This window comes from Paeniglutamicibacter psychrophenolicus (genome assembly GCF_017876575.1).
Classification (GTDB): Bacteria; Actinomycetota; Actinomycetes; order Actinomycetales; family Micrococcaceae; genus Paeniglutamicibacter; species Paeniglutamicibacter psychrophenolicus.
The window spans coordinates 2,594,695-2,614,080 of the sequence record NZ_JAGIOE010000001.1; the positions used below are offsets into that span (position 1 = coordinate 2,594,695).

The window sequence follows — 19,386 nt, forward strand, 5'->3', positions numbered from 1 at the left end:
ACGCGGCTTCCCTTTTTGCCGATGCTCCTAAGTTTGTCAGTTGCTTTCCTCGGCCTGTCTTCCAAGCCACGCCCGGTAACTAGCAATGGCTTCGCCATCCCGGGACTTGCCGCGCTCGATCCATGCAATAGCAATCGGTCAGACGCCCATCGCAGCTCCCGCCAGCACCTGCGTGAGACAAAGTGCCAGGCGCAGCGGGCGCAGATCGTTGACCAGCGGGGCGGGCCTCGGGTTCTTCATGACACGGAAGACTTCACGGGCGACATAGCGTTTGAGGGAGCGGAAGATTTCCTTTTTTGCCCGGGCCGTCCTCGGTGCGATTGGCCACGTATTCCCGTGTCCTGGAATCTGCGGACATCCGCGTCAAGACGATGCCGCAAAGGGCGGAATTCGCCTGCCTGTCACCGCCCCGGGAGAGCCGGTGTCGGTTCGTTTTCCCCGAGGAAGCGGGTACCGGTACGACGCTGGCCAGAGCCGCGAACGTGGCCTCGCTTTCCATCCGTTCGGGGTTGTCACCGAAGGGCACCAGCTGCTGGTACGCGACCGCGGTGCCCACGCTGTTGACGTCCAGAAATTTCGGTGCGTGGGTGGAAACGATGATTGCCAACTCGGCGTCGGTCTCGGTGATTTCCCCGCTGAGGAACCGGTCCCGGGTCCCCAGCCGTTTGAGGGTCCGGAGGGTCGCCACGACCGGGTCCGACGGGTCTCCGAAGGGTCTGCTGTAGACCATGGCGTTGGCCCGGGCCTCGCTGGTCGTGCCGCGATACTTGGCCCTGACCTCCTCCGCTGCAGAGGTGAGCGCGCCGCTGATTTGGTTCAGCAGGACCGTGCAGGCCATCATCGCACTGGTGCGGGCGGTGCGCAGCACCCGCAACGCTCGACGTACCCGTCTGTTACGCGTCTTGGGCGTGGAGGTGCCCCTGTCTGCTGTGTAACCTCGTCACTTCGGTAACACCGGAGCGCATGAGTTTGTACACAACTACCACCAAGCCCCGGTGTCCTTGCCTGAAGCCTGCAGGACGTCGAATACCGCGGGGAGCTGGTCCTGACGCTGCTCAAACTGCGCTTGGAACCCTGCGAGTTTTCGTTCCCCTTGCTTGTTCGGGTTGATACCTTGGCCCCTAAATGGCAGATGAGGCAACATACGGTCCCCGCACCTGCAGCGCGATCATGGGCAGCGGGAACGAGAACACCACCTCCCCGGAGTCAGGGGAGGTGGGCAGGAATTCGTCATCGGGGATCGTTGATAGAACTGACGCCCGGCAAACGTCGTCTGCAGCGACACGTGATACCCCTGATAGTAGACCTGCCTATTCGCGGCGGTCACTTCCACCAATGGTTGGTCGGCCGTCTGCTGCCGCTGCCGCTGCAAAGAATTGGCGGCTGGCTCGGGCAGCATCTGCCCATTCTTGAAGATCGTCAACGTTGATCGGCCTAGGTCAGACTGGCGCAGCCTGCGTACCTGGCGATACCGGGCTGCCTTCCTGCCCCCCTTCGAGTATGGTCAGTGGAATCGGCTCCGTTGCTGGCGTGTGCGCCAGTAGCTCCCAGTCGTTCCTGGGAGTCGCATGCTCCAGGGCCTGATGGGGCCGGCGGTTGATGTAGTGCTCCCTGTAGCGTGCGATCCGTACCCGCAGCTGCTCGAGCGTGGCCGGCGAGTTCGCGTCCAGGAACCGTATCAGGGTCTGGTGCGAGCATTCGTTCTTGCCCTGGGTGGTCGGCTTGCCCGGCAGGCCGCTGATCGGCATCGTGCCGCGGGAGGCAAGGAAGATTTCAACCGATCCGACGCCACCTTGGGGCCGTTGATTGAGCGCCAGCGAATTGTCGCTGTTCTCTGCCCGGCCCGGTTATGTGGCCCAAACCGCCGATCGCTCGTTTCAGCACCAGTTTCGCGTCGGCACTGTCCTCATGCCGGGCATGCGCCCAGGTGCCCGCGTCATAGCGGGTCGCATCGTCAATCACCTGGCAAAGCTTTGCCACCGGTCCGCTGGTGAGGCGGTACTCGAACGCATCCAGCTGCCATGGCGCCATCGCCGTGGATGGCACGAACGGGATATAGGAAGACATCGGACGTTTTTTCGGTGCAGCATCGACCAGACCGACGCTGACGAGCAGCCGCGCTATGGTCGCCACCGATGGCACCATGCCGCTAGGGAAGACGTCTTGGATCGTTGCCTCGTAGTGGCTCGTCCGAGGACCGTGATCCCAACCATCGAGCTTGAGCTGCTTGCGGATCTTTACCAGTTCGTTGATCATAGCGGGCCCATAGCGTCTGGCAGGATGCTTTGGTGCCCGGGACCGTGGCTGCAGTGCGGCCGTCGATTCGCTGGCTGCCCGGTCACGAATCTTGTAGAATATGCTCCGCGAGAACTTCAACGAGCGGCAAAACTCGGTCACGGGCAGGGCATGGGGCTGCGAGGCGTCGTAGTTGATGATCAAGGCATAAACATGGGGGCGAAAGTGCGTTAGCCATGCCATCGACCATGAGAGAGCAACCCGCCGGCAAAGTATCCACGAAGTCACGAGGCATCATGTCCACGATGTCATGAGATCGAGAGCCCACGATGTTCTGAGACCGGACGTACAAACTCATGAGCTCCGGTGTCCACGAAATGACGAGGTTACGGACCACTTCGTTACACACCCGCTACCAAAAGCCCCATCCTAACAGTTCAGCGTCGATTGGTATATGACCTCGACGCCGGCCTTATTGGTTCGGCGTGAGGTGTTGATGGGTACGTGCATGGCCTTGTTGCCCTATTCCAGGGCAACAAGCTGCAGCCGCGAGGCGGGAAATTGAAGACTTCACGTTCCCGGAGATACTTACATGACGACACAGGGGGCTTATCGTCAAAACTATATTAGCTTCGGTTTTCGGCCCAAAATGAGCGTTTGCCTCGAAACCGTACGGGTCCGGGGCAAATTCCAAACGTAACTTCTCTAACGACTGCGCAGAAGGTTTGTTCGAGTAGCTACTAGATCGAGTTTTGTCGTCCCGAGCACCTTCCATGCTTCGAAGGCCTTCTCCGTATGGTTGGAACTGTCCGTCCAAAGGGAGCCTTCTTGTGCATATGGAGCGTTGCCTGCGAAGTGCCGGAATGAAATCAATTTATCGACATCAAGGTTGAACGCCCGGAAGTCAGCAGATGTCCATTTTCGGCTGTTTTGGTGCTCCCTCGCGAAGCTGCGGCGGCTGGTAAATCGTGATGATGATTGGCGGTGTCGATTGTAGAGGAACACAGCATCATTGATGTCCAGACGCAACACAGTTTTGTTCGAACGTTCAGCCCAACCCATCAGGTGTGTATGACCCACGCGAGAGAATCCTAGAAGGGCGTTGGCGTCACCGTACGCGACGTTCACGAGGTAGTCATGAGGGCCTTGAAGCATTAGTCGCTCTACCGGGAAACATTCGATTGCGCTTGACGAGCTCATGAATAGCTCTTCAGAGTCGGAACGTTGCGCCAATTCGACGAATTTGTGGATTGTGTCGTGGCGCAGGGCATCATCATCATCAATTCGCGTCAGATAGATCGGCCCGTCAAGCATCGAGTGCGCGAGGTAGTCTTCAAGTGCGTTGGATACTTCGAACGAGAAATTGACGAAAACAAGTCGAATGTTGGCATTTGCAGGATGATCTGCGATTTGTGCTTTGAAAGCATCGAGTGAAATCCTGGGCATATCACGATCCAAAAAAATTAACCAACTGTCCTGTGGACGCATGATTGCCGTTACAGATGGAAGCGTGAAAGCTCCGAAGGCTCGAACGCGGAAATCTAGCCACGCCTCATCAAAAACACCTATGCCAAAACGAGTGTAGAAAACGAACGGTGCATATAATTTGTCCCCATGGCTGCTCATAAAACACTAGGTTAGCGGCCCTCGTTGTTAAAGCAGAAATCCGTTGAGCTAGATTTTTTGCCTCTTGGTGAAGAAGTTGGTCATTTCTACTGGTTGTACAAGCCGAGATGAAGTGGATTTCGAGGCGGTTTCTGCCTGGAGCCAACGATCCGCCACCGGCCGCCTTTTGATTCCGGCGACCGGAGGTGATTTCGTTTGAGGGCCGAGAAATCGTGTCGGCCTCGCTGCCGGTGATTGCTACACGGTGTTTTTCCGGTTGCGGCAGAGGATGTGGGCGCATGCAGTTAGGCCGGTTGCGGTGGCCTGGACACCAGGTCTAAGGCAAAGTCGTATGTGACCGCCCACGGACAATTGTTTACGACACGGCTTGTCGGTTCTTTTAATGACATCCTGCAGATCGGTGCTTGACGTGTTCAATGTCCGCGTGGCAGGGGTTCTTGTGGGGAGGCAGCAGAGTGTCCGGGACCTCTGGGGCCACGGTGGCGTGAAGAACGCATGGAAATGGTAGTGATCAAACAGCGTTCCGTGGAACTGGGTGGGCACCTTTTTATGCCCCTTGACAATGGACAAGTAAGACTCGCTAATGAGGGCTACTGGTAGCCCAGAGCGGGCCACTGATGGAATGACCTGGGCTCCTAATCACTCCGAGACTCGAATCACAGAACCGAAATTGATTACTCAAGGTGCGTTAGTATGGACAAGGTTTGCGTGATGGCCCTTGCCGCTAAGTGGTTCAGAAGTCGGATATGAGCAATTTCTCCTGCTCTTGACTGAAGGATGCAAGCTCGACCTCATATCTACTAGAGAGAAAAGCGAATATGCAAAAACTCGTCGTTGTCGGCCAAGGCTATGTAGGCTTACCACTGTCTCAAGGTGCAACTCACGCCGGACTCCAAGTTACTGGATTGGAACTGAACCCCGCAGTAGTGAAAAACCTCAATGCGGGAATATCCCACGTGGACGATATTTCTAATGCCGAATTGAGTGACCTGATCGCGAAAGGTTACCGAGCCAGCACCGACCCCGCTGTGATTGCAGAAGCAGACGTAGTAGTTATCTGCGTACCAACACCATTGGGCGACGCTGGAAGCCCAGATTTGGGTGCAGTCATCGGTGCAACGAAAACGATTCGCGACAATCTCTCTGGCGAAACCCTGGTCGTTCTTGAATCCACGACCTATCCGGGAACAACGGAAGAGGTCTGCCTCCCGATTCTCACTGAGAATGGTGCCAAACTTGACGAGGACTTATTCTTGGCTTTCTCGCCAGAGCGTATTGACCCCGGGAACCCTGTATATGGGCTGACGAACACTCCGAAGATCGTGGGTGGCATGTCTGCTGTATCAGGTGATCGGGCGTATGCGTTTTATGATCAATTCATTGACACAGTCGTTCGGTCGAAGGGGGCAAAGGAAGCAGAAACTGCGAAGCTTCTAGAGAACACTTACCGACATATCAATATTGCATTGGTAAACGAAATGTCTAAATTCTGCAATGATTTGGGAATCGACCTTTGGGATGTTATCGATGTGGCAAAGACCAAGCCCTTTGGATTCCAGGCGTTCTACCCCGGTCCAGGTGTTGGCGGACACTGCATTCCGATCGACCCAAATTACCTTAGCTATTCGGTACGAAAGTCCTTAGGCTATCCATTCCGATTCGTTGAATTGGCCGAAGAGATCAATAACTCTATGCCACGATACGTTGTAGATCGTGTGCAGGACGTTCTGAATAAGAGCGCCAAGGCGCTAAACGGATCAAAGGTGTTGCTGCTCGGTGTAACGTACAAGCCGAACATTGCTGATCAGCGTCACTCTCCGGCAGTTCCTGTAGCGGAAGTATTCTTCGAAAGAGGTGCCGATATTTCTTTCCACGATCCAAAGGTCGAGGAATGGCACGTAGGTGAGCGAACTATCCAACGAGTTGAATCGCTTGACGAAGCAATCAAGGATGCCGATATTGTAGTCATGTTGCAGAACCACGAAGCGTATAACGCGGATGAACTCGCAACTCAGAGCCAAGCCTTCTTTGATACTCGCGGCGTATCATCAAGCTCGAATGCAGTTCGGCTGTAGAACGCCTTGAAAGACAACATGATTAAGAAACTAAAAGGATTCCACCCGTGGCAACTCGCTGCGCTCATCGGCGTCGTGCTTGGGGTGGTTCTTGGCGCGATCGGAGGGGCTGTAGAGCTACTTTTCTTGGCGGTTTTAGGGTTAGGCTTCGCCCTTCTGTCAGTCTGCGTTTTGGTTCTACTGTTTAGCCGGCAAACTTGGAGACAGCTTAAGAAGCTAAGCTCTAAGGTTGGTCAGGTTTCACTTGAGAGCGTATCTCCTGTCTCTTTCACAGATGCCTCGAATTCTGGCGACCAACGAAGCCCGGCGGTTGTAATGCCACCCCGCCTCGGACTCGATTTCGAGTGGGCTCGACGCATGCCCCACATTCGCCCCCATATGGAGACCTTCGCCCTACGTTCAAAAAGCGTGCGCGTGCGCGACTCGATCACTCTCGCGGCAACCGGCGGTACTTACCGATACCAGGGGTTAAGCGAGCTTCTTGCTGTCATCGATCTTGGGGTGATTGAGCGGTCCAAGCTCGAGTTTATTCGTCAGTGGGATGAGAGCATGCTATTGACACTTGCACGACTCGCTGCAAACCAGCGCGCGCTTGAAAGTGATATGGAAGACGCCGGCCGCATCTTCGCTCTCGTCGAGCGGTACTTCGGCGCCAAGGCTTTGGGCCGAACTGACCGCTTAATCTACGTTGAGGTGCTAACCGAAACCGGTGAATTTAAGAAGCAGCGTGAAGCGATCAAACGGTTCGGATTGAAGAATAAGTTCCCAGTACAAGCCGAACTCCTGCGTTTGAACTCAGTGTGTTCCGTGGACGGCCGAATTAGTGACCGATGGATAGACGAGTTGAACGCAATGTTCGAGAGCAAAGGCTTCGCGACAGTCAAGCTCGACGACGATTCTTCGTTGACGCCGTTGGACCGTCTTCGTTCTTCTACGAGCAATTCCATCGACGGGCCGTTGGTCTCGGTTCTCGTGCCGTCGTTCCGTGGGGGCGAGCTTCTGAAGACAGCGCTCGCTTCGCTTTTGGAACAGTCGTGGTGCAATCTTGAGATCATTGTTGTCGATGACTGTTCCGGTGAAGACTACGAGCGATACCTTAGGGATGCCGAGAGTCTGAGTCCCAAGATCAAGGTTATCCGTCAGACGGAGAACTTGGGTGCATATTGTGCGCGAAACGCGGCCCTGGCGATTGCCAGAGGTGAATACGTGACGGTGCATGATGACGACGATTGGTCGCATCCAGATAAAATAGCGATTCAGGTCAAGCACCTTCAAGACCATCCCGATGTGCCGGGAAATATGTCTTTACACGCGCGGTCCACCGACGAACTCAAGTTCCTGCGAATTAATAACAACCCACAATTTGCTCAGCCAAACTTCTCCTCGTTGATGATTCGCCGAGGTCTATTTGACGAGATCGGTGCGTGGGACACTGTCAACCGTGGGGCGGATGCGGAATTCCGGGATCGCCTTGTAACTAGGTTTGGTCAGGGAATTCAAGCAGTAGGTGAAGTTCCAATGTCCTTTACTCGTACGCGCGATGGTTCGCTGACCGCCGGTGAAATGAGTCGTGGCTTCGTTGATCCGTCGCGGCTGTTGTACTTGGCGAGCTACACTAAATGGCACAAGACGTTTGCTGACAACCCAACGGAAATTCGACGTGGACCCCAGCGTGAGTATGCAGTCCCGACGACCATGGAAGCTGGAAAACGCGGAGCCGACCTGGGAACCTATGACGTCGTCTATGCAACCGATTTCCGCTTCCCCGGGGGGACGACCACGCTTACCCTTGCCGAGATGAAGGCTGTCTCGCTAGAGGGAAAACGTGTAGGTTTCATTCAACTTGAATCGCCGTTGAACAAGCCGTCCACACCAATAAGCGAGGGTTTGTTGGCGCTGCAGTCATCATCCCGCATCGAGCAACTTGGGCTGGGCGATATTGCGCATGCCAAGGTACTCATTGTCCGGCACCCGACTGTTGTAACCTTCTTGGACCGTGCAGTTGCGAAGATTACGGTTGACCAGGCCTTGCTCATCGTCAACAACCCCCCTGTAAACAAGGGTGGGAGCGGCATGGTTTTCGACCTCAATGAGTGCATCAAGAACATGGACCGGCTTTTTGCGACCAGGACCCTGGTTGTTGGAGAATCGGCACTGACCCGGACATTGTCTCTGACATTGGTCGCCAAAACTCGTTTGGTGGAGGGTACCTGGCCGGGCGTAATCACGAGCAACAGTATTCCGTCACTAGATTTTTCCAAAAAGCCGGTTCTGGGGCGTCATTCACGCGACCATAACCTAAAGTGGCCCAGCACTGCGGCTACGTTTCGCGCAGCTTATGTTTCTGACTCGTTTGAAACGCAGGTCTTGGGTGGAGACCAAGAACTGCGAAAGAAGCTGGGCGAAGACGTTGCCGCTGGTGTGACTGTGCATGAGTATGGTGCTTTGGAGGTCGATGAATTCTTGGGACTGGTTGATTTCTGGGCATACTTCCACGACGACAACCTAACTGAATCCTTCGGCATGTCCACGGCAGAAGCCATGGCGGCTGGAAAAGTTGTGATCCTACCGAAGTATATGGAGCCAACATTTGGTGAGGGCGCCATCTACGCCGAGCCTGGCGAAGTTACCGAAGTAATTAATCGATACTGGAGCAATCCATCATTGTACGAGTCTCAGTCGAATGCGGCTCGTAATTACATCTCGGAGCGCTATGGCGTCAGGTCCTTGATGGAGCGCATCGAAGAGTACTCGAAGCGTGAATCCTCCAATGCCCAGTAATTCAAGAATCGAGAATGCCTTTTCATGAGCCTGTTCTCATTTAGGCCCTTTGCGCGCAGTCTTCGATATCGTGTCGATAGGCTGCGCGCGAAGTTTTCATATGCAGTCTTGGCTGAAGGAAATGTCCGCGGCTTCACCTTTACCCGTTCGTCGGAAGATGTGCCACATATTCTCTTTGTCACCAGCAATGGTGCAGGAATGGGGCACATTACACGCTGTCTTGCTATTGCTACTGCTGGTGGTCCGCGTATCCGGGCCTCTTTCATTACGCTATCAACCTCGGCATCCGTTGTTGGAGCTCAAGGATTTGAATACTTGTATTTTCAAAGTGCGAGTAAAACTGGACTCGGAGCTCGACGGTGGAACGATCTTTTCTACCAGTTTTTGTCGAAGGTGTTGCAGAAAAACCACTTCGACGCGGTCGTATTCGACGGCACTTGGATATACCGCGGGCTCGAAGATGCGCTAAGATCTGTTGACGGTACAAAGCTGATTTGGTTGAGACGTGGACTCTGGAAAGCCGGCTCTAGAACCGATCAGATTTCCCGGATGGAGTCCTTAGTTCAGGGGGTAATTGCCCCTTGGGACGTGGGTTCGGCCTACGACAATGGGCCATTGAAGGGGCGTTCGGCAGCCACGACAGTCAATGCCGTAGTTTATTCTCCGGCTAGCGTGCCATTAGATCGCGCTGAGGCATTGGCAGCTCTAGGACTTGAAAGTGAGCAGCGTTTTGCACTGATTCAGTTGGGCGCGGGGAACATAAATGACATCACTGAAGTTCGCCGCCAAGTAGTAGCTGAAATCTCCGCATTTGCTGGTGACAGAGTTGTCCCTGTCTTGGCGTTTTCTCCGCTGAGCCGCGAACAAGTGGATATTGACGGGATCCGGATACTCCGAAGGTATCCGCTCGCTCCGTATTTACCAGCCTTCGACTTTGTGGTTTCTGCAGGCGGTTATAATAGCGTGCACGAGGTGGTTCGTTGGAACATTCCTGCCCTGATCATTCCGAATGATGCTGCTTCCACCGATGACCAGAATGCACGTGCTGACGGGGCCAGCGATTTACCGTATTGTTTTAAGGCTTCGTCGGAGTCTGAGATCCGCGACGGTATCGAGAAGCTTGTTCGTATGACAGCACAATTCGAAGCGGAACTTCCAGTTGTCCCTGGTCAGTCCAAACTGGAGGCCATATCAAGGATTGATAGTGGCGAGGAAGCTGCGGAAACAATTCTAAACATGATTCAAGCTGGCTGAAGTGCTTGCAATGTGTGATTCGCTTGAAAGAGATACGGTGCTGTGATGCGCATCCAACTGCTAACACATTCTTTTGGACCCGAAATATCGCCACCTCAGCGCAGATGGAAGGCATTTGTCCAGACATTTCTGGCGATGGACGTCGACGTCGACGTCGTAGCACCAAATCGACGAGGCAGGGTAATCTGGCAACCATATGGTGCCCTCTATCAATCCGAGCCTTCGGGTCGATTCAGACTTCACACATTCCCCTTTCGAATAAGCGCCATTCGCTGGCACACCAAGGTCTTGGCCCAATTTGCCATGGTTCTGGTCATGATTCCCAAGTCCATGTTCGCCCCGCGTCCGGACTTACTCATCGCCACTGTTCCAGCGCTTCCGACGTTGATCGCCGGATACTTGATTTCTAAGGTCAGACGCGTTCCCCTGGTCGTAGAAATGCGAGATGCATGGCCCGAGCTGTTGGAGGATTCAGGAATCGTTCGATGGAAGTTTGCTGAGAGACTATGTGTTCAAGCAATTAGGAGCATTCAGGCATCGGCTTCCCTTGTGATAACAGTGACTCCGGGCCACGCGCAACGGCTGATCAATGAGGGGCTTAGAGAAGTGAGAGTGGTTTCAAATGGTTATCGCTTCGCCTCACTGCCACACACACGGATTCGTCACTCGCAGGCCAGCTCAAAGCTTCGAGTCCTATATCTCGGAAACCTGGGAGAAAGTCAGGGTCTACAGGAAGTTCTGGACATCGCTGCAGTATCCCAAGACTGGATGGAACTAAGAATTGTAGGACAGGGCTCAGCATCGACTCGTTTGGAGTCCAGAGCAGCAGACCTTGGGTTGGTAGACGTTTTCGTTCCACCGGTACGCGGGGAGGACGTGCTGGAATGGTATGACTGGGCGGACACCTGTGTGGTATCCCTTCGCTCGGACTGGGACAGCTTTGCATACACGGTACCGTCAAAGCTGTTCGAGCTGGCTGGCTACGGTTGCCACATTACGGGCCTCGTGAAGGGCGAAGCATCTGAGATAATAGACAAATATGATCTTGGTATCAGTGTTGATGGTGATGTTCTGGCTGTATCACGGAAGTTACGAGAGAGCTCAACCGACATCAAAGAATGGAAATATGATCCACAGTCCATGGAGACGTTTAGATCTGTCTACGACCTGGAATCTTTGGCTGTCGGCTATCACGAGTTGCTGACCGGCCATCTTGCGAAAATCAGAGAAGGACGTGCATGATGCGAATAGGACGCATTCACGGGCTAAACGCTCTGGCTAGGCTTACCGTTCATGGACTACTTGAAGATCCAGCCCACTTTTTGTTGATGCTTTCTCGCCGTCTATCGACAGCATCCGGATTCTTGAAGCTGACTTCTTCGCTGGAAGGATTACTGGATTCAAGGTTCGTTCCAAAGACTAGGGGACGCCTTCGCGCGCTTTGTGCAATTCAGTTACTTCAAGGCCACCCGCAAGATGCGCTCAAGCGTATTGAGTCCGATCGTTCTTCAAGAGGACACGTGACTAGGTCCCGTGTCCTGGCTTTCCTCGGGGAGTATGAACTTGCTGTCAGTGAAGCGCGCTCCGGAGGGTTCCTTGGCCGCCGACTGGTGAGCTCCTACAGTTCAGAAATGTCTGTACTCGCTGGTCGATATGAGGGACTGAAATCGACTGGAGCACAGCTGGGGAGGCCTAAATTGGCCTTGCATCTGGTAACCAATTCGCTCCCTTCCACAAATAGCGGCTACACGCAAAGAACACACAGTGTTTTATCCTCGATCCAAGACACAGGATGGGCCGTAGCAGCGTACTCGCGGATCGGGTATCCGTGGAACGTCGGACAATTGCCGTCTGATGACATCTGCAAAGTCGACAATATAGAATACCGCCGACTTTTACCTCGGAGTTTACCGGCCGAGTTATCGCGACGGATCGACTTGCAGACAAGCATGCTTCGTGAAGCTGTACGAATTCATTCTCCGGCGGTGCTACACACGACAACCGAGTTTGTGAATGGTATCTCGGTTGGAACCGTGGCCGCAGAGAATGAACTTCCGTGGGTATACGAAGTCCGTGGTCAATTGGCAGATACGTGGCTCTCGGCTTGTGACGAACGATCTGAACAATCATTCAGATATCGAAATTTCAAGCAAGCCGAAGCCACTGTGGCTAATGCCGCGAGTGCTGTGATTACGCTCGGTGAGGCAATGAAGCAAGAATTGGTTGCGGGCGGGGTTGATCCTACGAAGATCTTAGTGTGCCCCAACGCGGTAGGGGAGGAATACATTTCAGAGCTGCCGGACAAAAATGAATGCCTAAATGAACTGGGCTTGAACCCGGAGCATCTTTACATTGGAACCGTTTCGAGTCTAGTCGGATACGAAGGACTGGATCTATTGGTTTATTCATTCGCGGAGTTGTCAACAGAGTTTGAGGAACTCAGGTTATTGATTGTCGGTGATGGTACGGAACGTGCCTCGCTAGAGTCATTGGCGAAGGCTTTGGGCGTGTCAGACAGAGTGGTATTCCCCGGGCGGGTGGAGAAATCCATTGCTCGTAAATATCACAGGGTCATGGACGTGTTCGTAGTTCCTCGACGTGATCTTGCTGTGACCCGTGCAGTTACGCCCCTCAAGCCTGTCGAAGCGCTTGCATCCGAGGTTCCCGTCGTGGTTGCGGATTTGCCAGCCTTGCGTGAAATCGTTACCGACGGGGTGGACGGATATTGCTATCGGCCGGAGGACCAGTCTGACTTGGTTAGTAAGCTTCGACTACTATTGAACGATGCGAACCGTAGGCAACGCTTTGGTGCAGCTGGACGTCAAAAGGTATTGTCTACGCGTACTTGGGCCGGAAACGCTGCCAAGATAGCGGATCTGTATGGGTCGTTAACTGGTCGGCCCAAAAAGGCTTCGCAGTAAAAGGCAGGGTTTCCCGGCGGTATAAGTACTTACAAGACAGCCCCTGAGAATCAATTCGAATTGAAGGTAGCCATTAAATGTGTGAAGTCGATGTCTGTGTAGTGGGGCTCGGGTACATCGGGTTGCCCACTTCACTTGTTCTGGCCACAAACGGATCGAAGGTCCACGGGGTGGACGTCGCTGATTCGGTAACTTCACGGCTTCAGGCCGGCTTAGCAACGTTTGAGGAGCCGGGACTACAGGATGCGTTGGACGCTGCGATCGGCACCGACAATCTGACCGTTTCGGACAGGACAGTTCCAGCCTCGACATACATCATCGCCGTGCCAACGCCTATTGGTTCAGACAAGTCACCGGATACCTCTTACATTCAGGCGGCCGCAGTCCAGATTGCAGGGCATATCCAACCCGGCGGACTCGTAATCCTGGAAAGCACCTCACCGGTGGGAACCACTGAGTTCGTCGCAAAAACAATCTATTCACTTCGTCCAGACCTAGACTCGGGCGACCTCGCATTCGCTCATTGTCCGGAACGAGTAATCCCCGGCAGCATGTTGCGAGAGATTACGGTGAACGATCGCATTGTCGGCGGTCTGAATCCTCAAGATGCGGCGCGAGCAGCAACGTTGTATCGAACCTTCTGCACGGGTGAAGTCCATTTAACTGATGCGAGAACTGCAGAGATTACAAAACTTGCCGAAAATTCATTCCGAGACGTCAATATTGCCTTCGCCAACGAACTGTCCATGGTCGCAGAGGGACTTGGCATTGACCCCTGGGAAGTCATTTCATTGGCGAACAAGCACCCGCGAGTTAATATTCTTCAGCCTGGTCCGGGTGTCGGTGGGCATTGTATCGCCGTAGATCCGTGGTTCTTGATTTCATCAGCCCCGAACGAAACCAAGCTGATCAAAGCAGCACGGATAGTGAATGATTTCAAGCCTTCGTTTGTAAGCGAAAAAATCAAGCGCGAATTGGAATCGAGCGACGGTACGAGTGTTGCTATCCTTGGGCTGGCGTTCAAGGCAAACGTCGACGACTTACGGGGATCGCCGTCGGTTGAAATCGTCGAGGAACTCGCTTCAAGTCGGCCGGACTTGCTTATACGGGTGGTGGAACCGTTTATCACCGACCTACCCTCAAATTTTCGGCAATACTCCAATATTCGGCTCGACTCATTGGAAGCGTGTCTAGAAAACGAGGAATTAATCGTCCTGCTGGTCGACCACGATCTATTTAAGAAGGTAGATATGTCGTTGCTAGCGACAAAACGCATAATTGACACTCGCGGAATGTGGCGTGAATTGAATGTCTGAACCTGTGAATCGCAAGAAGAAGCTCTTGGCTATCTTTGGTACCCGTCCCGAAGCCATCAAAGTGGCACCAATCGTTGAGGCAGCCCGACGCTCTGAATTCCTTGAATGCTCTGTCGCCGTTACGGGGCAGCATCGCGAAATGTTAGATCAGGTCAACGAACTGTTTGGAATCACTCCCGATTACGACCTAGACGTATTTGCGCCTGGACAAACGCTTAATCGGTTGGTGTCGAGAATTATTGATGGTTTGGACAATGTCTTTAATGATTGCGAACCGGATGCCGTTATTGTCCAAGGTGACACTACGAGTGCCGTTGCTGGGGCAATTGCTTCCTTCTACCGCGGCATTCCTGTCATTCATGCTGAAGCCGGGCTACGAAGTTACAACCTGATGTCTCCCTTCCCAGAAGAGGCAAACCGCAAACTGGCGAGTCAACTTGCGGTGCTCCATCTGGCGCCAACGATGTTCAACAAGCACAACCTCATCCGTGAGGCAATCGACGAAAGCACGATTGTTGTTACGGGAAATACGGTGATCGACGCTCTTTTCAAAACGCTTGAGAACAAGATCGCCTTCTCTGATGAGCGGCTAAATCTCCTAGAACTTTCGGGCAGGCGCATAGTCACAATAACCACTCATCGTCGAGAGAACCACGGTGAGAAAATGAGTGGAATTGCACGGGCAATCGCTCAACTTGCTCTCATGGAGCCAGACGTGGAGTTTGTACTACCACTCCACCTCAACCCAGCCGTACGCGATCGGATCATTCCAGAAATCGTAGGATTTGCCAACGTAACAGTGACCGATCCATTGAACTACGCGGAATTCACGAAACTGCTGAACATCTCAACCGCAGTTCTGACAGACTCCGGAGGTGTCCAAGAGGAGGCTCCAAGTCTGGGCAAGCCGGTTCTGGTCATGCGTTCGAACACCGAGCGTCCCGAAGGAATCGTAGCCGGTACGGTAAAACTTGTCGGAACACGCCCTGAGGACATTGTGCGTGAAATGCGCGCGGTGCTAAATGACTCGGATCTTTACACGGCTATGGCCAGCGCGATAAACCCTTACGGTGATGGTCGAGCCGCCGAGCGTAGCCTCACTGCTATCGAGAAGTTGCTGGGCCTTAGCCACGGTGGTGAAGAGTTCGACTCTTGGAAACCAAATGCAGATGACTTGCGTCGGGCTACAAACCTTATAGAGCTGTAATCAGCGATGCCAAGCTGGCGAAACCACGATCGGGTTCGACGGCTCAGGTTTTAGATTTTAGACTGAGGTTACGTTAGGGAATTGCCTCGGAACCGCGTGGTTCCGGGGCAATTTCCCTTTCTTGGCCGAAAATTATAGCCACTAAAATAATGGCCAAACCCCTTCCATGTCCGGTCAAACAAGCGTAGATTGTGTGCATGGAACCAAGCGCACGGGCGATGCATGTAGCCATCAACACCTCACGCCGGGTCAACAAGGCAGGCGTCGAGGTCGAATACCGCTCGGCCCTGGTGCGCCGCACCTTCCGCGAGGGCGGGAAGGTCAAGCACGAGACCCTGGGCAACATCTCCTACCTGCCCGAACGCGCCATCCAGGACCTGAAGGCCTCCCTGAACGGCAAAACCATGGTGGATGCCGAGGCCCGGATGCAGATCCTGCGCACCGTGCCCCACGGACACCTCGACGCGATCCACGCCATGGCCCGGGGCCTGCGCTTCGAATCCCTCCTCGGTCCCGCCTGCCGGAACCGGGACCTGGTCATGGGCCTGCTCGCCGCCCGGATCTGCAAGCCGACCTCCAAGCTCGCCACCCTGAATTGGTTCACCGACACCACCCTGGGCGTGGACCTCGGAGCGGTGAGCTCCGATGAGCTCTACGCAGCCATGGACTGGCTGCTCGAGCAGCAGCCGCGCATCGAAAAGCAGCTCGCCCGCACCCACCTCGGCCGCGAACACAACCCCGAGGGCCTGGCCCTGTTCGACCTGTCCTCCTCCTGGGTCACCGGAACCCACAACCCCCTGGCGAAGTTCGGGTATTCCAGGGACAGGAAACGCGGCTGCGAACAGATCGAATACGGCATGCTCGCCACCGGCGCCGGACTACCCATCGCCGTGCGCGTCTTCCCCGGGAACACCTCCGACCCGGCCTCGTTCATCCAGATCGCCTCGGAGATCCAGGACCTCTCCGGCGTCCAGAACCTGGTCATGGTCGGGGACCGCGGCATGATCACCAACGCCCGGGTCGAGGACCTCAAAAAGGACACCGACTTCTCCTGGGTCACCGCGCTGCGCAACACCGATATCCAGGCCCTCGCCGAGGACAAGGGCCCCCTGCAGATGAGCCTGTTCGACGAACAGAACCTCGCCGAAATCACCCACCCGAAATACCCGGGAGAACGACTCATCGCCTGCCGCAACCCCGCCCTGGCAGCCAAGCGCGCCCACAAACGCACCAACCTGCTCGAGGCGACCGAGGAAATGCTCGAAGCCATCAAGAAGTCCGCGGACGCCGGCCGGGTCAAGGGCGCCGGGCAGATCGGGGTGAAGGTCGGCAAGGTCGCCGGCAAATACAACATGGCCAAGCACTTCGACCTCACGTTCACCGACACCACGTTCACCTACGAACGCAATCAGGAATCCATCAAACGCGAGGCCGACCTCGACGGCATCTATGTCATCCGCACCAACGTCCCCGCCGATACGATTGACGCCCCCGAAGCGGTGCGCACCTACAAGTCCCTGGCCAATGTCGAGAAGATCTTCAAGACCCTCAAGACCCGGGATTTGGGCATCCGCCCCATCCGCCACTACACCGAAAACCGGACCCGAGCCCACGTGTTCCTCTGCATGCTCGCCGCCCACCTGACCTGGCACCTGCGCACCGCCCTCGCACCGCTGACCTTCACCGACGAGAACCGACCCGTGCCCGAGGAGCCGGTGGCCAAGGTCCGCCGCTCCGCCGCCGCGGCGCGCAAGGCCAGCACCCGGAAACTCGAGGACGGCACCACCGCCACCAGCTACCAGGACCTGCTCACCCACCTGGCCACCAGGACCCGGAACACCACCAGCGTCCCGGGCACCGAGGCGACCTTCGAACTGCTTTCCCTGCCCACACCCCGCCAACAAAGGGCCATGGACCTGATCGACCTCCACGCCAAAAACCACGGAAAGTAGCCAGAGAACCGGAACCAAAAACGCCAGGATCCCCGACAATCCGGGGATCCTGGCGTTCTGTCTGTCGTAACTTCAGTTTAGACGATGGCCTATATCGACTATGGACTAACTACTCCTGTTTCATAGGCGATGACCACGGCCTGCACCCGATCCCTCGCATTCAACTTGGCCAGGATATGGCCCACATGTGTCTTGATCGTTGCCTCGGACAAGAATAGCTCGGCCGCGATCTCCGGATTGGACTTGCCGTTGGCCATGAGCCCAAAGACCTCGCGTTCACGCGGGGTCAATGACTCCACGGCCTTGACGTGCGCGCTGTTCGGGAGCGTCAAGCGCCGTAGCATGGGGGCCACATGATCCAAGAGTCTGCGTGTCGTTGAGGGTGCAATGACAGCATCTCCGCGGAAGACCGTGCGGATCGATTCGAGGAGCTCCTCCGGAGGAGCGTCCTTGAGGAGGAATCCGCTGGCTCCGGCCTGGATTGCGGAGAGCGCATACTCGTCCAAGTCAAAGGTGGTCAGTACGATGACCTTCGGGCCCGGGGCACCAGTGGCTTGCTTCGCAAGCAAGTACTCCGTTGTCTCTATCCCGTTCATTTCGGGCATGCGCACGTCCATGAGGATGACGTCGGCGCCAGCCAGCGCCGGTGAAGCGATGGCTTCACGGCCATTCGAGGCCTCGGCAACGACTTCAAGGTCGAATTGGGAATTGATCAGCATTCGGAAGCCACTTCGAACCAATAGCTGGTCATCGACGAGTGCAACCCGAATGGGGTTTTCTTTGGGCAAGATTTCTAGTCCTCGGTGTAGGGGATAAATACGTCAACATGAAATCCGCCGCCAGCCTTTGGCTCGGCTCGCACACGGCCATCGTAGAGGGCGACCCGTTCGGCCATGCCGAGCAGTCCCTGTCCGGCGTCCGATGTGCCGAGGGCTCCGGCTCCGCGGCCGTTGTCAGAAATGGCCAGCTGCAGTCCCTTGCTGTTCCAGACGAGGCTCACGCTTGCCGTGGTCGAAGGTCCAGCATGTTTCAAAACATTGGTCAGTGCCTCCTGCAACGCCCTGTACGCGGTGAGCTCTGCGCCCGCAGGCAGCGCACGTCGGGAGGTTCCTTCTTGCGTGTAGCTAATCTCGAGCCCGCTCTTTCGTGTGGTTTCCAGCAGCTCGGGAACATCCACGAGTGTTGGGAGCGGCCTCGTTGAAGCTTCATCGCCGCCACGCAGCACACCCAACAGTCTGCGCATCTCTTGTAGGGAGCTTCGTCCGGTCTGGGCGATCGTGGCAAGCGTTTCCCTGGCAATCTCCGGGGCGTGTTCACTCGCGTAGCGTGCACCATCGGATTGGGTGATGATCACCGAAAGGGAGTGGGCAACAATGTCATGCATTTCCCGAGCTATGTGGTTGCGTTCGTCGGCGGCAGCCAACGCACGTTCCTGTTCCCGCTCAGTCTCGAGCCTCCGGGTGCGGTCCTCGAGTGTTTGCAAGGTAAGGCGTCGTGTACGGGCCAAATCCCCAAATGTCCAGGCGACCAGAACCACGAGTCCTAGGCCGATGAAGTTGAGAACCAAGCCTTCAATCGAATTGCCGCCGGCCCAGACGCCAATCCGAACACTGGCCAACAGGGCACCAACGAATCCCGCGGCCAGCCCGGCGAAAGATTCCCAACGTTTGCCGAATGCCGCCAATGTATAGACCGTAATTGGCACGGCAATCTGGGAAGGCAGGAGCTCGCTAGTGAACACAACTTGGATGAGATGGGCGAAGATGATGATTCCGGCTGTCAGCGCGGGCCGTCTCCGTCGCCAAATGAGAGGCAGCGTTTGCAGCGATCCCAAGACGAACATCATCCAGCCGTTTCCTGAGATGCCAAGCATGATGCCGGCAAGGAATCCGAAAACGAGCCATATTCCGAGGCCAAAGATGAGATCGACCTTGTTTGGATTCTCGCGAATCCACTTGTCTATGGTGCGGTGTGGCGTCATCGGTTCCTGCGTTGGCAACTGGGGGTTAGCTTCGTCCC

At 55.3% G+C, this 19,386-nt stretch carries 12 protein-coding genes and 1 pseudogene; 8 read left to right on the top strand and 5 right to left on the bottom strand.

Annotated features, from left to right (window positions below):
- Positions 1–253: 253 nt before the first annotated feature.
- The 3 genes and pseudogenes from JOF46_RS11770 to JOF46_RS11780 form a co-directional block, all read right to left on the bottom strand.
- A complete protein-coding gene (locus JOF46_RS11770) occupies positions 254–868 on the bottom strand; it encodes a transposase (protein ID WP_209907457.1) in 615 nt (204 codons plus the stop codon).
- Between the two features lie 111 nt (positions 869–979).
- Positions 980–2,473: pseudogene (locus JOF46_RS11775) on the bottom strand (integrase core domain-containing protein).
- 467 nt (positions 2,474–2,940) lie between these two features.
- Positions 2,941–3,861, bottom strand: coding sequence for a glycosyltransferase (locus JOF46_RS11780; protein ID WP_209907458.1), 921 nt, complete (start codon positions 3,859–3,861; stop codon positions 2,941–2,943).
- 818 nt (positions 3,862–4,679) lie between these two features.
- Here JOF46_RS11780 and JOF46_RS11785 point away from each other — a divergent pair.
- The 8 genes from JOF46_RS11785 to JOF46_RS11820 all read left to right on the top strand — a co-directional run bounded on the left by JOF46_RS11785 (position 4,680) and on the right by JOF46_RS11820 (position 17,367).
- Entirely contained in the window at positions 4,680–5,936 is a 1,257-nt protein-coding gene (locus JOF46_RS11785; RefSeq protein ID WP_209907459.1) for a nucleotide sugar dehydrogenase, read from the top strand.
- A gap of 18 nt (positions 5,937–5,954) precedes the next feature.
- The gene (locus JOF46_RS11790) at positions 5,955–8,717 is read left to right on the top strand and encodes a glycosyltransferase (protein ID WP_209907460.1); all 2,763 of its coding nucleotides are present in this window, start codon (positions 5,955–5,957) and stop codon (positions 8,715–8,717) included.
- 24 nt (positions 8,718–8,741) lie between these two features.
- Positions 8,742–9,971: a hypothetical protein gene (locus tag JOF46_RS22255; RefSeq protein WP_245348105.1), complete on the top strand. Its 1,230-nt coding sequence runs from the start codon at positions 8,742–8,744 to the stop codon at positions 9,969–9,971.
- 45 nt (positions 9,972–10,016) lie between these two features.
- Complete coding sequence (locus JOF46_RS11800; protein WP_281070102.1) at positions 10,017–11,213, top strand: glycosyltransferase family 4 protein; 1,197 nt, start codon at positions 10,017–10,019, stop codon at positions 11,211–11,213.
- Between the two features lie 389 nt (positions 11,214–11,602).
- Complete coding sequence (locus JOF46_RS11805; protein ID WP_209907462.1) at positions 11,603–12,892, top strand: glycosyltransferase family 4 protein; 1,290 nt, start codon at positions 11,603–11,605, stop codon at positions 12,890–12,892.
- Positions 12,893–12,969: 77 nt separating this feature from the next.
- On the top strand, positions 12,970–14,208 hold the full coding sequence (wecC, locus tag JOF46_RS11810) for a UDP-N-acetyl-D-mannosamine dehydrogenase (protein WP_209907463.1): 1,239 nt from the start codon (positions 12,970–12,972) through the stop codon (positions 14,206–14,208).
- On the top strand, positions 14,201–15,415 hold the full coding sequence (gene wecB, locus JOF46_RS11815; RefSeq protein WP_209907464.1) for a non-hydrolyzing UDP-N-acetylglucosamine 2-epimerase: 1,215 nt from the start codon (positions 14,201–14,203) through the stop codon (positions 15,413–15,415). The genes wecC and wecB overlap by 8 nt, the downstream gene beginning before the upstream one ends.
- A 197-nt stretch (positions 15,416–15,612) precedes the next feature.
- Positions 15,613–17,367, top strand: a complete 1,755-nt coding sequence (locus JOF46_RS11820) for an IS1634 family transposase (RefSeq protein ID WP_209907465.1) — start codon at positions 15,613–15,615, stop codon at positions 17,365–17,367.
- A gap of 98 nt (positions 17,368–17,465) precedes the next feature.
- Here the strand turns inward: JOF46_RS11820 and JOF46_RS11825 are convergent, their stop codons facing one another.
- Together JOF46_RS11825 and JOF46_RS11830 are read right to left on the bottom strand one after the other, a co-directional pair.
- Positions 17,466–18,155, bottom strand: a complete 690-nt coding sequence (locus tag JOF46_RS11825) for a response regulator (RefSeq protein ID WP_209907466.1) — start codon at positions 18,153–18,155, stop codon at positions 17,466–17,468.
- A 5-nt stretch (positions 18,156–18,160) separates the two neighbouring features.
- A complete protein-coding gene (locus tag JOF46_RS11830) occupies positions 18,161–19,348 on the bottom strand; it encodes a sensor histidine kinase (protein ID WP_209907467.1) in 1,188 nt (395 codons plus the stop codon).
- Positions 19,349–19,386: the final 38 nt, after the last annotated feature.

Bases quoted from the DNA above. Each gene is read 5' to 3' on its own strand.
- JOF46_RS11780 (WP_209907458.1), bottom strand. From the start codon at position 3,861: ATGAGCAGCCATGGGGACAAATTATATGCACCGTTCGTTTTCTACACT.
- JOF46_RS11830 (WP_209907467.1), bottom strand. From the start codon at position 19,348: ATGACGCCACACCGCACCATAGACAAGTGGATTCGCGAGAATCCAAAC.
- JOF46_RS11785 (WP_209907459.1), top strand. From the start codon at position 4,680: ATGCAAAAACTCGTCGTTGTCGGCCAAGGCTATGTAGGCTTACCACTG.
- JOF46_RS22255 (WP_245348105.1), top strand. From the start codon at position 8,742: ATGAGCCTGTTCTCATTTAGGCCCTTTGCGCGCAGTCTTCGATATCGT.
- wecB (WP_209907464.1), top strand. From the start codon at position 14,201: ATGTCTGAACCTGTGAATCGCAAGAAGAAGCTCTTGGCTATCTTTGGT.
- wecC (WP_209907463.1), top strand. From the start codon at position 12,970: ATGTGTGAAGTCGATGTCTGTGTAGTGGGGCTCGGGTACATCGGGTTG.
- JOF46_RS11805 (WP_209907462.1), top strand. From the start codon at position 11,603: ATGTCTGTACTCGCTGGTCGATATGAGGGACTGAAATCGACTGGAGCA.
- JOF46_RS11800 (WP_281070102.1), top strand. From the start codon at position 10,017: ATGCGCATCCAACTGCTAACACATTCTTTTGGACCCGAAATATCGCCA.
- JOF46_RS11790 (WP_209907460.1), top strand. From the start codon at position 5,955: ATGATTAAGAAACTAAAAGGATTCCACCCGTGGCAACTCGCTGCGCTC.
- JOF46_RS11820 (WP_209907465.1), top strand. From the start codon at position 15,613: ATGGAACCAAGCGCACGGGCGATGCATGTAGCCATCAACACCTCACGC.